Here is a 13,243-nt window from a genome sequence, read left to right as displayed (position 1 = left end):
GCTCTCTCCTGGCCGGGAGCGTTCCCGGTCAGGAGATCAGGGCGTCGAGTTCGTCTTCCGGCAGGCCGAGGTCGACGCGGATCCGGTAGCGGGCGCGTAGCAGGGCGGTGCGCTCGCCGGTGCCGTCGGGGCTGGCCAGCGCGCCCTCGGTGGCCCACTCGTGGGCGGCGCGCAGCTCGCCGTACGCGGTGAGCGTCTCGGCGATGTTGAGACACGTCGCCGGGGTCGCCTCGCCCTCTGCGCGGATGGCCGCGATCATCTCGTGCGCCTCGGCGGGGCGGTCGAGCTCGAAGAGCGTGTCGGCGATCCCGGCACGGGGATCGACGCTCACCTCCCCGCCGTCCTCCACCGCGCGCTGGAAGCACTCCAGTGCCCTGGCGGGCTGGCCCGCCTGCCGCCATTCCTCCGCCGCCAGCACGAGGATCGCCGCCCGGGAGACGTCGCCGGACTCGTAACCCGTCGCGAGGTCGTCGAGCCGCCTGGCCAGCGGGGCGTGGTCGTCGGCCAGCAGCCCCTGTTCCAGGAGCCGATCAAGGTGCTCACGAGTCACATGCGCCACAGCGAGAGACTACAGACCGGCGCTCTGTTTTGCCGGGACATTAGCCGCTGTTCCGCGGGTCCGGCGGAGCCCGACGCCCTTCGGTAACGGACGGCACATAATTCGCTACGCTGCGCGTGTCACAGGCGACACCCGGGCATCTACCAAGTGCCCACGTCCCGGGAGGTCGCGATGAGCGTGTCGAACCAGACGGCCTTCGCGATGTCGTGCGCGCTGCTGCTCTCCGCGATCGTGCCGGGCGCCGCCGGTTATCTCACCGGCAGGCTGGAGGCGCTGGAGGCGGCACGGCGCGACCTCGCCGCACTGGAGCAAGGCCTGCGCACGGAGAGCCTGCGGGGGGCGCAGGGCCTGCGCGGCCAGGGCAGGCCACCGGTGTGCCGGCTGTCGGCGCGCGGACGGCCCGCGCCGCGCCGCGACGACCCGCCGGGGTCGCCGGGCTCCTCGCCCGGCCCGCCGGGATCGCCGCGCGGCGGCCTCACCCGCGCCGAGGCGGCAGGTGGCTGGACAGGTATCCCCTGACCAGCGACTTCGCCTCGGCCACGTACTGCGGGGCGCCCTGCGGGTCGAGCCGGAAGGCCAGCTTGAGCACCGCGTCACCGGCCTCGATCGCGACCAGCATGGAGCGGTCGAGCTCCTCGCTGTCGGCCAGGCCGAACTCGGCGAGCAGCAGGCCGCGCAGGCGACCGGCGATCACCGTGTTGCTGTCGGCCACGGTGTCGAGCAGGTTCATCTCGATCACGTCGGCGAAGTGCAGGGACCGGAACCCGGTGACCCCCCGGTGCATCTCGACGTACTCGTCGATGATCGCGTCGACCGCGTCCCACCAGCCGCCGAACTCCTCGGAGAGGAACCGGCGGCCGACGCGCGAGGCGAACAGTTCGACGTTGCGGCGGGTCACCGCTTGGGCGATGGCCCGCTTGTCGGGGAAGAACTGGTAGATCGAACCGATCGCGACCCCGGCGCGTTCGGCGATGCGGGTGGTGGACAGCGCCTCGTAGCCGATCTCGTCTAGCAGTTCGGCGCAGGCGTCGAGCATGCGCTCCACGCGGCGGGCGCTGCGGCGCTGGGCGGGCCTGCGGCGCAGGGGGGTGGGCTCCATGCCGAGGTCGGCTTCTTCGACGGGCAAGGTGGACACGTTCCCATCTTGCCCGCCCGGCCCGTGGTCGTTCAGGTTAACCGAGGTTTTGCTCACGCTGAGTGGCGTGACGAGCCGGTACGGCGACCGCCGTCCGCCCGGCATGTCAGCCGATGTCAGCAGAGCGGGTGATCAGCGGCCGGTCGGCTTCGCGGTCAGCCCTGTGCAGGAGCGCAGCCCCCGCCACTCACTCACCGCCTGGCCGCGCGCGGCCCCCGTGAGCGGCACCGGAACGCCGCCGTTGATGCGGGCGGGGGTCCACTGGTCCTTGAGCACCTTGCGGCCGTTGATGGTCAGCGTCAGCACGCCCGTCTTGCCGGTCTCCGGACCGGAGTTGTAGAAGACGAAGTTGCCCATGCCGTAGCTGACGTAGGCGTTCTTGAGGTACCCGGAGCCGAGCAGGATGTGCGCGTGCCCGCCGACGACCACGTCGGCGCCGGCCGCCACCAGCTTCGGGGCGAGCGAACGCTGCGCCGGGTTCGGGCACTTCTCCAGCTCGGTGCCCCAGTGCAGGTGCACGATCACCGTGTCGGAGTTCTTCCGCGCCGCCCGCACGGCCTGGATCAGCCGCCGCTCGTTCTTCGCCGAGGCCAGGCCGCCCTGGTCGGGCGTGGCCGTCCAGGACTGGATGAACTCCGAGTCGAGCACCTGGGTGGCGCCGATGATCGCCACGCGATTGCCGTTCACGGTCTTGCGGAACGGCTTGTACGCCTCGGCCTCGTCCTTGCCGATCCCGACGACCGGGAAGCGCGCCTTGCGGGCCGCCGCCAGCGAGTCGGTCAGGCCGCTCTGCATGAAGTCCATGCCGTGGTTGTTGGCCATCGAGGCGACGTCCACGCCGGCGGCCCGGAGCGCGGTGAACGCGGTGGGCGGCGCGCGGAAGGCGTACTGCTTGCCGGGGGCGCGGCTGCCGCCCGTGGTGATCGCCGTCTCCAGGTTGACCATCGTCAGGTCGGCCCGCTTCAGCACCGAGGCGATCGGCCCCATCGCGGTCTTGGCGTTGGCGTCGAGCCTGCCGCGCAGCACTCCCTCGAAGTGGACGTCACCGCCGAAGGAGATCGTGTACGGCCGACGCTCCGGCTTCTTGCTCTCCTTCGCCATCGGCGTGGGGTCCGCGGGCGTGCTGGAAGCGGCGCCGTCGGGCCCGGTGCCGCCCGCCGAGCACGCGACCGCCAGCAGGGCGGACGCCGTGGCCGCGACGAGGACAGGGAGACGGCGGGAGAACGGGGGAAGGGGGTACCTCTTCATTGCTAACCGAGCATGCCACCTCTTACCGACATGCGGCACTAATCAGTCAGGGCGACTTCAATCACACCAGCCGGACATACCTAGACTGGGATGACTCCAAGACTTGAAGCATTCAGGTTTAGGACATAGGGTGACAGACATGGGCGATGCCGACCGACTGCGTGACGCGGGGCTGCGGGTCACCGCAGCCCGCCTGGCGATCATGCAGACCGTCCGCGAGGGCGACCACCTTGATGTGGACGCGATCCACCAGCGTGTGCACGAACGCGTCGGACGGGTCTCCCTTCAGGCCGTCTATGACTCGTTGGCCGCGCTGCACAGCGCCGGGCTGGTTCGCAAGATCGAGCCCATGGGCAGTCCCGCCCGATACGAGGGACGGGTGGGCGACAACCACCACCACCTCGTATGCCGCAGGTGCGGAACGGTGACCGACGTCGATTGCGTGGTCGGACAGGCGCCATGCCTAGACCCCGTGGACGCCGCCGGCTATCTGGTCGACGAAGCAGACGTCACTTTTTGGGGCATTTGCCCTACTTGTCGCGCTGGTACATAAGCGGAGTCCCTGGCGTAAGCCGTACTCCATCAAAGACGATCCGGAGGAACGTGCCATGAGCAACCGGCCCATCTCCACGACGGATTCGGGTATTCCCGCCCCGAGCGACGAGCACTCGCTCTCCGTCGGGCCGAATGGCCCCCTTCTGCTGCAGGACCACTACCTGATCCAGAAGATGGCCCACTTCAACCGGGAGCGGGTCCCCGAGCGTGTCGTGCACGCCAAGGGCGGCGGCGCCTACGGCAAGCTGCAGATCACCGAGGACGTGAGCCAGTACACCAAGGCGAGCCTGTTCCAGAAGGGCAAGGAGACCGACCTCTTCCTGCGCTTCTCCACGGTCGCCGGTGAGCTGGGCAGCGCCGACACCGCACGTGACCCGCGCGGCTTCGCCATCAAGTTCTATACCGACCAGGGCAACTACGACATCGTCGGCAACAACACGCCGATCTTCTTCATCCGCGACCCGCAGAAGTTCTCGGACTTCATCCACAGCCAGAAGCGCCGCGCGGACAACCACCTGCACGACAACAACATGCAGTGGGACTTCTGGACCCTCTCGCCCGAGTCGGCGCACCAGGTCACCTTCCTGATGACCGACCGCGGCACCCCGCGCACCTGGCGGAACATGCACGGCTTCGGGTCGCACACGTTCCTCTGGTACAACGCCGGCGGCGAGAAGTTCTGGGTGAAGTACCACTTCAAGACCGAGCAGGGCATCGAGAACTTCACCGACGCCGAGGCCAAGGCCCTCGTCGTCCAGGACCCCGACTACCACATCCGCGACCTGCACACCGCGATCGCCCGCGGCGACCACCCGTCCTGGACGGTCAACGTGCAGATCATGCCCTTCGAGGCGGCGGCGGACTACCGGTTCAACCCGTTCGACCTGACCAAGGTGTGGCCGCACGCGGACTACCCCGAGATCACGATCGGCCGGTTCACCCTGAACCGCAACCCGGAGAACTACTTCGCCGAGGTCGAGCAGTCCGGTTTCGAGCCCAGCAACCTGGTGCCCGGCATCGGCGCGTCCCCGGACAAGATGCTCCAGGGCCGCCTGTTCTCGTACCCCGACACCCACCGCTACCGGATCGGCGCGAACTACCAGCAGCTCCCGGTGAACGCGCCCAAGTCCCCGGTGCACAGCTACAACCGCGACGGCGCGATGCGCTTCGCCAACGGCGGCGACCCCGTCTACGCGCCCAACTCCCTCAACGGCCCGGCCGCCGACCCGTCCCTGTACGCGGGTGAGGACTACCACCTGACCGGCGAGATCGTCCGCAGTGCCTACGCCAAGCACGCGGAGGACGACGACTACGGCCAGCCCCGCGCCCTGTGGGAGAACGTCCTCTCCGACACCGACCGCGCCCACCTCGTGAGCAACATCGTCGGCCACGCCTCCGCCCCGGAGGTCACCACCGACACGAAGAAGCGCGTAGTCGAATACTGGACCAACATCCACAAGGACCTCGGCCAGGGCGTCGCCCAGGGCCTCGGCCTCGCCTGACCACCCAGAGCCGGGAAGAACCCGGAAACGGAGAAGGCCGGTACTGTCACGGCGAGCTGCGAGAGGCTCGTCCGTGACCAAAGGGCCGGGGCGGTGCGCGAATGCCGCCCCGGCCGCCGGCCGGAAAGACGAGCCGAGTCCGGCCAGAGCGGGGTCCGCTATTGCGGCTAACCCGGCCCCTTTCCGGACCGGCCGCACCCCTTGAGGAAAGGCATCAGAGGTCGAACTCACCTTCCTTGACGCCGGCCAACCGCGCCACCCGCAAAGAGGCCGAGCGCGGCTATCACGCCCAAATTCTCTCCATGGCCTTGAACGACCCGGTGTATCTGCGGTGCTGGGGCTCTCTCGACCTCTCACGCTCGGACGAGGAGACCCGCCGGCATCTCTACCTGAACCTGATCCTGTCCTACTGGGAGATGCTCTACGAGCTGGGCGAAATGCCGGACGACGTGCTGCGGGAGTACATCCGGGCCGACTTCCTCGCCACGCGCCCCGGCTATCTCTTCTGGGAGCAGACCAGGAGGCACCGCATGGACGCGGTGAAGAGCAAACGGATGCGCCGGTTCTACGAGATCATGAACTCGGAGTTTCAGAACGCCCGGCTACCCCCTCCGGTCCGCGAGGAGACATCGGAGAAGTCACCGGAGACCGGCGAGATACGTGAGCGACTGGTCACGGCCGAGCTGGGGGCGGCCGGAGTGGTGGGTGTCTGGGCGCTGTGGCGCAGGGTGACCCGGCGGGGCTTTCACGCCGAGGGGTGACGCGATTTTCGGGATTGGCGGTCTGGGGACCCGCCGAACGTGCGGCGACCCTACGGGAGGCCGCCGCAGTGTCCCTGTCGGCTACAGGTCGAACTCACCGTCCTTGACGCCGCCAACAAAAGCGTCCCATTCGCTGCTGGTGAATATGAGGACCGGCCCACGCGGCGCCTTGCTGTCGCGGACGCCGACGTTTCCAGCCTGAAGCCGGGCGACCTCAACGCAATTACCATTGGCAGCGCTTCGCTCGCTCTTCTTCCAGGCGGCGCCGGAGAGGTCGATTTCTTCCATTATTTCTCCCTTTACGGGAAGCGTCATCGATTCCCGCTGCGGTGGCGGCACACAGTCGCCTGGCCGCCTATTTCCAACGTTCGATTCTCTTCTCAATGAGCTCGCGAGAAGCGTCGACGCCGGCCGCCTCCGTCCGGAGATGGTCGAAGGCGATCTCGTATCCGTAGACCAGTCCTTCGTCCTCTACGAAGCGTGCGCTGTAGAGCGATTCCAGGTAGACCACGTCGTGGAATTCCGGGAAGCGCAGGTGAAAGAAGGAGCTGGTGTTCACCGGGTGACCGGCGTCGAGCGGGAGGATCTGCACGCGGATGTTCGGCATGCGCGACACCTCGATCAGGCGCTCCAGTTGGCGCCGCATCACCGATACCGCGCCGAACCGCCGCAGCAGCACTGATTCGTCCAGCACAACCCACAGGACGAGTGGTTCTTCCGCCCTGAGGATCAGTTGCTGCCGCGCCATCCGGGCTTCGATCCGGGTCCGGACCTCCCCCGGCGGGATTCGCGTGATCGGTTGTGTCGCCCGGATCACTTCGTAGGCGTACTCCTCCGTCTGGAGAAGCCCTGGCACGATCTGAGGTTCCCAGTTGCGTGCGAAGACCGCGTCCGCCTCCAGCCCGAGCAGCGTTGTCAGCTCGTCGGGCAGTGAATCCGAGAAGTCCTCCCACCATCCTTTTCTCGCGGCGTCCCGGAGCAGGCCGAGCAACTCGTGCTGTTTCGCCTCGTCCGCTCCGTACAGCGACGTCAGGGCCTGGACATCGGCCCTTCGCGGCATCGTCTTGGCGGTCTCCATCCGGCTGACCTTCGAAGCGGACCAGCTAAGCCGCTCCGCGACCTGGTCGCCCGTCATGCCGGCGTTTTCCCGCAGCCGACGGAGCTCCTGACCGAGCCTGCGCCGGCGGACGGTCGGACTGCCACGCTCGGGCACCGCCCGGACCCCCTTGTCGCAATGCAGTCTTATGACTACACAGTGTGGTAGAACCCCATCGTGTGAAGAGTTCCGACACTTATCGTACCTGCAAGTTGCACGACACGGTGCACACGCCGCCTTAAGTTTCTCCCCGTGGATACCGGTACGAAGGTTGCCACAAGCCCAACTCCGGGTAGACCTTTGTTCACACACCGTGCCACGCGCAGGCCACCTGGACCCTCGACCGCGCACACCCGAGGCGGATGCCAAATGCAACTTGCATGAGAACATGCACCGCATTGATCGCAGCATTTGTAAAGTTTATTGCTTTTTAACTTGCTAGAGCACTTGCGGAGCTGGTATGCGCGGGGGGACTATCGGGTCATAGGGGGCGATCCCCGCTCACACGATCACTGGCAGAGAGCGACTCAGCACGGCCCGTACGCTGACGCGTGTCCGGGAGGGCGCGCACACGGAAAAACCGGGTCGGCGGCCACCGACCCGGTCAAGTCCACAAGAGCTTCGTATCGAGTCCACGAAGGAAGCGTCCTATGTACTCACAAGGTACCAAGGGAGTAGCTCTAATCAAGTCCTGGGTTCTGGATCTCATCGACAGGGTGGATCGCGAGATCTGCATGGAGGAGGACGAGTTCGCCCACCGGATCGGGTGGACCGTCATCAAGGGCGGCTTCGGGCAGCGCCGGTATCGGGATCCGCGGTTCGACCAGCTCAAGGCCGACCGGCTGCGCGCCCTTCACGGTGTCGAGGAGGACGGACGGGAGGAGCGGGAGGTGCCGGGCAATGTGGCGGCGTGACCCGCGGAATCAGAGGAACCCGAGGAACAATCCGTATCCGGCGCGGGGGGTGATGCCCGCGGTGGGGCGGGGTCGGCCGGTGGTGTCGCTGTGGCGGTGGCGGACCGAGATCGGGCTGCTGGTGCTGGGCGCGGTGGTGGTCGCGGTGACCGTGGCCGCCGTGACGAACGGGAGTTGGTGGGCCTTCGCCGTCCTCTCCGGGGCGGTGTCGGTGCCGGCCGCGACGCGTTCGGGGCGGGGGTGGGTTGTGGCGCACTTCTGGTGCGTGTTCTCGCGGCACCGGATCCAGGCGGTGTGCCTGGAGACGACGATGCACACGACGAGAGGGCGGATCCCGCTGGTGCTGTGGATCACCCCGACCCCTACCGGTGAGCGGGCGCTGATCCTGACCAGGGCGGGCATCTGCGCCGAGGACTTCGAGGCGTTCGCCGGGGAGCTGGAGGCGGCCTGCTTCGCCCGCCGGGTGCGGGTCGCGCGGCACCGGCGGCGGGCCAACCTGGTCTCCGTGGAGATCGTCCGCAGGGACGACGCCCTGCCACGTGACATCGCCGGAAATCGGTGGGTGCGCGTGCCTTCCTCGCGTGAGATGGAGGAGCCCCCTGATACCCGAGCGGCCACGCTGCTTCTCCCCCAGGCCGGCTGACCGTCGCGCCGGCCGGGAAGCCCCGGAGGGCCACTCTCCGGGGCTTCCCCAGCGAGATTCGGTGACCGTGAGCACAACGTTCGCCGTCGGGGCGGCGAACTCCGCCACCGGTTGATCAACGTCCCACTAGGCTGGACGCGTGAGTGACGCGCGGCTGCATGCACAGATCGACTTCCTCATCGAGATCGACAAGCTGAAGCGAGTGATCCGGCGCAACACGCTGATGGACGGATCACGACGCGAGAACGACGCCGAACACTCCTGGTATCTGGGCATGCTGGCGATGACCCTGGCCGAGTACGCCCCGCCGGAGACCGACCTCGCCCGCGTGGTGGCCATGCTGCTGGTCCACGACATCGTGGAGATCGACGCGGGCGACACCTTCATCTATGACGACTCCCTGGCCGCCGGCCAGGCCGAACGCGAGCGCGCCGCCGCCGAGCGGATCTTCGGGCTGCTGCCAGAGGACCAGGCGGCCCCGCTCCGCGAGCTGTGGGACGAGTTCGAGGAGCGCCGCACGCCGGAGGCCCGGTTCGCCAAGGCGCTCGACCGGATCGCCCCGATGATCGCCAACCACCGCACCGAGGGCGGCACATGGCCGCTCTACAAGGTCACCCAGGCCCAGGTGATGGAGAAGGTGAAGATCATCGAGGAGGGCGCTCCGGAGCTCGGCGCCTACGCCGCCCGGCTCGTAGAGCAGTCGGTACGCCAAGGCCACCTGGCCCCCTCCTAGCCGGTGTTCGCCCCCCGATGTCCGGGTAGGTGAGTCACACGGAAAGGGGGCAATCGTGGAGGAGACTGTCCAAAAGGGGGCCCGCTACCAGAGGGGAATGCTGCCCAAGGTCGATCTCACCGGCCGGCTTGAGCGCTCGACCGCCCTCGACCGCCCGATCAGGGCGCTGTCCAGGGCGATCAGGGAAAAGCTCGGCAAAGGCGTTCTCCGCGACCTGCTGCACGGGGTGCCGACCGGCGCGCCCGCGCATCCGCCGATGGCCACGGTCACCCTCGGGTGCTGGGTGGCCACCGCCGTCCTGGACGCCACCGGCGCCGACCCCCGCGCCGCCCGCACCGTGCTGGCCACCGGCCTGGCCGGGGCAGCGCCCGCCGCCGCGGCGGGCATCACCGACTGGTCGGTCCTGCACATCGAGCAGCAGCGGGTCGGCTTCGCCCACGCGCTGGCCAACATCGGGGCCGTGACGCTGTACAGCGGCTCCCTGGCCCTGCGACTGGCGGGCCGCGAGCGCGCCGGCAGGCTGCTGGCCTACGCGGGACTCGGCGCGGCGAGCCTCGGCGGCGTCCTGGGGGGCCACCTCGCCTACCGGCAGGCCGCGGGCGCCAACCACGCCGAGCAGGTCACCCACCTGGTGCCGCTCGGCTGGCACAACCTGTGCGAGCTGAAGGACCTGCCGGAGGGCCGCCCGGTGGCCCGCCGCCTCGGCTACATCGACCTGTTCGTGCTGCGCACCGGCGAGAACGTCACCATCCTCGCCGACCACTGCAGCCACCTCGCCGGGCCCCTGCACCAGGGCCGCCTGGTCAGCGAGGACGGCACGACGTGCGTGGTCTGCCCCTGGCACGGCAGCACGTTCCGGCTCTCCGACGGCAAGGTGGTGCACGGCCCGGCCACCGCGCCTCAGCCCGCGTTCCAGACCCGCATCCGGCGTGACGGGGTCATCCAGGTGCGTCCCGCCCAGCACGGTTAGTCCCTTTTCCTGATTACAGTATTACCATGGCTAACCCGGCGATCATCACCGTTGACGACGATCCTGCCGTTTCCCGGGCAGTGGCCCGCGACGTGCGCCGCCGTTACGGTGACCGCTACCGCGTGGTCCGTGCCGACTCCGGCGAAGCCGCGATGGACGCGCTGCGCGAGATCAAACTGAGAGGCGAGCAGGTCGCGGTCATGCTCGCCGACTATCGGATGCCGCACATGAACGGCATCCAGTTCCTCGAAGCCGCGATGGACCTGTTCCCCATGGCCCGCCGCGTGCTGCTGACCGCCTACGCCGACACCGACGCCGCCATCGACGCGATCAACATCGTCGACGTGGACCACTACCTGCTCAAGCCGTGGAACCCGCCGGAGGAAAAGCTCTACCCCGTCGTGGACGGCCTGCTCGACGCCTGGCTCTCCTCCCCCGAGGCCGCGGCCGACGAGGTGCGAGTGGTCGGGCACCGCTGGTCCGCGCCCTCCTTCAAGATCCGCGACTTCCTGGCCCGCAACCTGGTCCCCTACCGCTGGCTGCTGGCCGACGAGCCCGAAGGCGAGCGGCTGCTGTCGGCCGCCGGGCTCGGCACCGACTCCGTCCCCGTGGTGATCACCCCGGACGGCAAGTCGCTGGCCGCGCCGTCGGTCACCGAACTGGCCGCGCGGATCGGCCTCAGCACCACCCCCGCCGCCGACTTCTACGACCTGGTCGTGATCGGCGCCGGACCGGCCGGGCTGGGCGCGGCCGTCTACGGCGCCTCCGAGGGGCTGCGCACCGTGCTGGTCGAGCAGCGCGCCACCGGTGGCCAGGCCGGGCAGAGCAGCCGCATCGAGAACTACCTGGGCTTCCCCGACGGCGTCTCCGGCGCCCAGCTCACCGAGCGGGCCAGGCGGCAGGCGCTGAAGTTCGGCGCCGAGCTGATCACCACCTGCGAGGCGATCGGGCTGGAAAGCGGCGGGTCCAGCCGGGTGCTGCGCTTCTCCGACGGCACGTCGATCACCACGCACACCGTCGTCCTGGCCACCGGGGTGTCGTATCGCATGCTCACCGCCCCCGGGCTGGCCGAGCTGACCGGCCGCGGCGTGTTCTACGGCTCCGCCGCCACCGAGGCCCCGAGCTGCGCCGACAGCGAGGTCTACATCGTCGGCGGGGCCAACTCGGCGGGCCAGGCCGCGGTTTACTTCTCCCGCTACGCCAGCCGTGTCCACATCCTCATCCGGGGCGGCGACCTGCGGCGCGGCATGTCGCAGTACCTGGTCGAGCAGATCGAGGCCATCGACGCCATCGAGGTGCACACGTGCACCGAGGTCGTCGCGGGTGAGGGCGGGGAGCACCTGGAACGGCTGGTCCTGCGCGACGCCACCACCGGCGAGAAGCGAACCGTCGAGACCTCTTGGCTTTTCGTCTTCATCGGCGCCGAGCCGCGCACCGACTGGCTCGACGGGGCCGTCCAGCGCGACGATCGCGGCTTCGTGATCACCGGGCCCGACCTGCTCGCCGACGGCCGGCGTCCCGTTGGCTGGACCCTCCCGCGCGCCCCCTACCACCTGGAGAGCAGCATGCCCGGCGTGTTCGCGGCCGGAGACGTGCGCGCGACCTCGGTCAAGCGCGTCGCCTCGGCGGTCGGCGAGGGCGCGATGGCGGTGTCGCTGATCCACCGCTACCTGGAGGCCCAATGACCGCCACCGACCGCCTCACTCCCGACGAGCTGCGGCGGCTGTTCCTGTTCGAGTCGCTGGACGACGCCCAGCTCGCGCACCTGGCCGAGCACGGCCGGGTCGAGCGGTGCGCGGCGGGCACCCCGGTATACACCGAGGGCGACCCCGCCACCTGCTTCTATGTGCTGCTGAGCGGCACCATCGCGCTCCGCCGCCGGATCAGGGGCGACGACGTCGAGGTCAGCCGCACCGACCAGCCCGGCGTGTACGGCGGAGCCACCCAGGCGTACATCGGCGACAAGATCGACCAGATCTACATGAACGGCCTGCACGCGATCACCGACTGCGAGCTGTTCACCCTGCCGGCCGACATCATCGGAGACGCCGTCCGCACCTGGTTCCCGATGGCGATGCACCTGCTGGAGGGCCTGTTCTTCGGGATGCGGGCCAGCCAGACGATCGTCGGCGAGCGGGAGCGCCTGCTCGCCCTCGGCTCGCTGTCGGCCGGGCTCACGCACGAGCTGAACAACCCGGCCGCCGCCGCCGTCCGCGCCACCTCGACGCTGCGCGACCGGGTCGCCAAGATGCGGCACAAGCTGGCCCTGATCGCGGACGGCAGGCTCGACGGCAGCCGCCTGCACGATCTCGTCGAGCTCCAGGAGGCCGCGGTCAAGAGCGCCGCCTCCGCGCCGCCGCTGAGCGCCCTCGCGGCCTCCGACGCCGAGGACGTCCTCGCCGACTGGCTCGACGAGCACGACATCGCCGGCTCCTGGGAGGCCGCGCCGACCCTCGTGGCCGGGGGCATCGACACCGAGTGGCTGGAGAAGGTCGAGGCGGCCGTCGGCGAGGAGAACCTGGCGTCGGCGGTGGGGTGGATCACCTACACCATCGACACCGAGATGCTGATGGGCGAGATCGACGACGCGGTGACCCGGATCTCCGGCCTGGTCGCGGCGGCCAAGCAGTACTCCCAGCTCGACCGTTCCCCGCACCAGACGGTGGACGTCCACGACCTGCTGGACGCCACGCTCGCGATGATGCAGGCCAAGATCCCGCCGGGGGTCCGCACGGTCAAGGAGTACGACCGCACGGTGCCGAAGGTCCCCGCCTACGCCGCCGAGCTGAACCAGGTGTGGACCAACCTGATCGACAACGCGGTGGGCGCGATGGGCGAACAGGGCACGCTCACCCTGCGCACCTCCTGCGACGACGGCGACATGGTGGCGGTGGAGGTGGGCGACACCGGCCCCGGTGTCCCGCCGGAGATCCGGCCCCGGATCTTCGAGCCGTTCTTCACCACCAAGCCGGTGGGTGAGGGCACCGGCCTCGGGCTCGACATCTCCTACCGGATCGTGGTCAACAAGCACCACGGCGACATCCGGGTGCGGTCGGAGCCCGGCGACACGCGGTTCACCGTCCTGCTGCCGCTGCACCCCGGCGACCAGCCGTGACCAGCCCGGCGA

The 13,243-nt window shown here is 69.1% G+C and carries 15 protein-coding genes; 10 read left to right on the top strand and 5 right to left on the bottom strand.

Going from position 1 to position 13,243, the window contains the following annotated elements:
• Nucleotides 1-28: 28 nt before the first annotated feature.
• Nucleotides 29-559, bottom strand: coding sequence for a hypothetical protein (locus P3X83_RS20090; RefSeq protein ID WP_277306670.1), 531 nt, complete (start codon nucleotides 557-559; stop codon nucleotides 29-31).
• 171 nt (nucleotides 560-730) lie between these two features.
• Between P3X83_RS20090 and P3X83_RS20085 the strand changes: the two genes are divergently transcribed.
• Nucleotides 731-1,078: a hypothetical protein gene (locus P3X83_RS20085; protein ID WP_277306669.1), complete on the top strand. Its 348-nt coding sequence runs from the start codon at nucleotides 731-733 to the stop codon at nucleotides 1,076-1,078.
• Here P3X83_RS20085 and P3X83_RS20080 read toward each other — a convergent pair.
• Nucleotides 1,035-1,595: a TetR family transcriptional regulator gene (locus P3X83_RS20080; RefSeq protein WP_277306811.1), complete on the bottom strand. Its 561-nt coding sequence runs from the start codon at nucleotides 1,593-1,595 to the stop codon at nucleotides 1,035-1,037. The genes P3X83_RS20085 and P3X83_RS20080 overlap by 44 nt on opposite strands.
• A gap of 231 nt (nucleotides 1,596-1,826) precedes the next feature.
• Nucleotides 1,827-2,942 (bottom strand): CapA family protein, encoded by a 1,116-nt coding sequence (locus P3X83_RS20075; protein ID WP_277306668.1) that lies wholly within the window; start codon nucleotides 2,940-2,942, stop codon nucleotides 1,827-1,829.
• Nucleotides 2,943-3,081: 139 nt separating this feature from the next.
• Here P3X83_RS20075 and P3X83_RS20070 point away from each other — a divergent pair, with 139 nt between their 5' ends.
• The 3 genes from P3X83_RS20070 to P3X83_RS20060 all read left to right on the top strand — a co-directional run bounded on the left by P3X83_RS20070 (nucleotide 3,082) and on the right by P3X83_RS20060 (nucleotide 5,760).
• Nucleotides 3,082-3,495, top strand: coding sequence for a Fur family transcriptional regulator (locus P3X83_RS20070; RefSeq protein WP_277306667.1), 414 nt, complete (start codon nucleotides 3,082-3,084; stop codon nucleotides 3,493-3,495).
• Nucleotides 3,496-3,550: 55 nt separating this feature from the next.
• Nucleotides 3,551-4,999: a catalase gene (locus P3X83_RS20065; RefSeq protein WP_277306666.1), complete on the top strand. Its 1,449-nt coding sequence runs from the start codon at nucleotides 3,551-3,553 to the stop codon at nucleotides 4,997-4,999.
• Between the two features lie 101 nt (nucleotides 5,000-5,100).
• Nucleotides 5,101-5,760: a DUF6082 family protein gene (locus P3X83_RS20060; protein ID WP_277306665.1), complete on the top strand. Its 660-nt coding sequence runs from the start codon at nucleotides 5,101-5,103 to the stop codon at nucleotides 5,758-5,760.
• A gap of 81 nt (nucleotides 5,761-5,841) precedes the next feature.
• On the opposite strand, the gene P3X83_RS20055 is transcribed toward P3X83_RS20060, so the two are convergent.
• Together P3X83_RS20055 and P3X83_RS20050 are read right to left on the bottom strand one after the other, a co-directional pair.
• Nucleotides 5,842-6,048: a DUF397 domain-containing protein gene (locus P3X83_RS20055; protein WP_277306664.1), complete on the bottom strand. Its 207-nt coding sequence runs from the start codon at nucleotides 6,046-6,048 to the stop codon at nucleotides 5,842-5,844.
• Between the two features lie 67 nt (nucleotides 6,049-6,115).
• Nucleotides 6,116-6,973 carry a helix-turn-helix transcriptional regulator gene (locus tag P3X83_RS20050; RefSeq protein WP_277306663.1) on the bottom strand — a complete coding sequence of 286 codons (858 nt, stop codon included), beginning with the start codon at nucleotides 6,971-6,973 and terminating at the stop codon, nucleotides 6,116-6,118.
• Nucleotides 6,974-7,572: 599 nt separating this feature from the next.
• Here P3X83_RS20050 and P3X83_RS20045 point away from each other — a divergent pair.
• The 6 genes from P3X83_RS20045 (at nucleotide 7,573) to P3X83_RS20020 (ending at nucleotide 13,231) form a co-directional block, all read left to right on the top strand.
• On the top strand, nucleotides 7,573-7,770 hold the full coding sequence (locus P3X83_RS20045) for a hypothetical protein (RefSeq protein WP_277306662.1): 198 nt from the start codon (nucleotides 7,573-7,575) through the stop codon (nucleotides 7,768-7,770).
• Nucleotides 7,771-7,831: 61 nt separating this feature from the next.
• The gene (locus P3X83_RS20040; RefSeq protein ID WP_277306661.1) at nucleotides 7,832-8,413 is read left to right on the top strand and encodes a hypothetical protein; all 582 of its coding nucleotides are present in this window, start codon (nucleotides 7,832-7,834) and stop codon (nucleotides 8,411-8,413) included.
• A gap of 139 nt (nucleotides 8,414-8,552) precedes the next feature.
• Nucleotides 8,553-9,146 carry an HD domain-containing protein gene (locus P3X83_RS20035; protein ID WP_277306660.1) on the top strand — a complete coding sequence of 198 codons (594 nt, stop codon included), beginning with the start codon at nucleotides 8,553-8,555 and terminating at the stop codon, nucleotides 9,144-9,146.
• 55 nt (nucleotides 9,147-9,201) lie between these two features.
• Entirely contained in the window at nucleotides 9,202-10,116 is a 915-nt protein-coding gene (locus tag P3X83_RS20030) for a Rieske (2Fe-2S) protein (protein WP_277306659.1), read from the top strand.
• A gap of 26 nt (nucleotides 10,117-10,142) precedes the next feature.
• The gene (locus tag P3X83_RS20025) at nucleotides 10,143-11,801 is read left to right on the top strand and encodes an FAD-dependent oxidoreductase (protein WP_277306658.1); all 1,659 of its coding nucleotides are present in this window, start codon (nucleotides 10,143-10,145) and stop codon (nucleotides 11,799-11,801) included.
• Nucleotides 11,798-13,231, top strand: coding sequence for an ATP-binding protein (locus tag P3X83_RS20020; RefSeq protein WP_277306657.1), 1,434 nt, complete (start codon nucleotides 11,798-11,800; stop codon nucleotides 13,229-13,231). Before P3X83_RS20025 ends, P3X83_RS20020 begins: the two co-directional genes overlap by 4 nt.
• Nucleotides 13,232-13,243: the final 12 nt, after the last annotated feature.

The sequence above is a fragment of the Spongiactinospora sp. TRM90649 genome, assembly GCF_029382225.1.
Taxonomy (GTDB): domain Bacteria; phylum Actinomycetota; class Actinomycetes; order Streptosporangiales; family Streptosporangiaceae; genus Spongiactinospora.
The sequence above is the reverse complement of the archived record's forward strand: the minus strand, read 5'-3'. Positions and strand labels throughout refer to the sequence as shown.

What these genes read in the sequence shown, in the direction of transcription:
- P3X83_RS20085 (WP_277306669.1), top strand. Translation starts at nt 731, where the DNA reads ATGAGCGTGTCGAACCAGACGGCCTTCGCGATGTCGTGCGCGCTGCTG.
- P3X83_RS20080 (WP_277306811.1), bottom strand. Translation starts at nt 1,595, where the DNA reads ATGCTCGACGCCTGCGCCGAACTGCTAGACGAGATCGGCTACGAGGCG.
- P3X83_RS20075 (WP_277306668.1), bottom strand. Translation starts at nt 2,942, where the DNA reads ATGAAGAGGTACCCCCTTCCCCCGTTCTCCCGCCGTCTCCCTGTCCTC.
- P3X83_RS20070 (WP_277306667.1), top strand. Translation starts at nt 3,082, where the DNA reads ATGGGCGATGCCGACCGACTGCGTGACGCGGGGCTGCGGGTCACCGCA.
- P3X83_RS20065 (WP_277306666.1), top strand. Translation starts at nt 3,551, where the DNA reads ATGAGCAACCGGCCCATCTCCACGACGGATTCGGGTATTCCCGCCCCG.
- P3X83_RS20060 (WP_277306665.1), top strand. Translation starts at nt 5,101, where the DNA reads ATGCCGCCCCGGCCGCCGGCCGGAAAGACGAGCCGAGTCCGGCCAGAG.
- P3X83_RS20055 (WP_277306664.1), bottom strand. Translation starts at nt 6,048, where the DNA reads ATGGAAGAAATCGACCTCTCCGGCGCCGCCTGGAAGAAGAGCGAGCGA.
- P3X83_RS20025 (WP_277306658.1), top strand. Translation starts at nt 10,143, where the DNA reads ATGGCTAACCCGGCGATCATCACCGTTGACGACGATCCTGCCGTTTCC.
- P3X83_RS20020 (WP_277306657.1), top strand. Translation starts at nt 11,798, where the DNA reads ATGACCGCCACCGACCGCCTCACTCCCGACGAGCTGCGGCGGCTGTTC.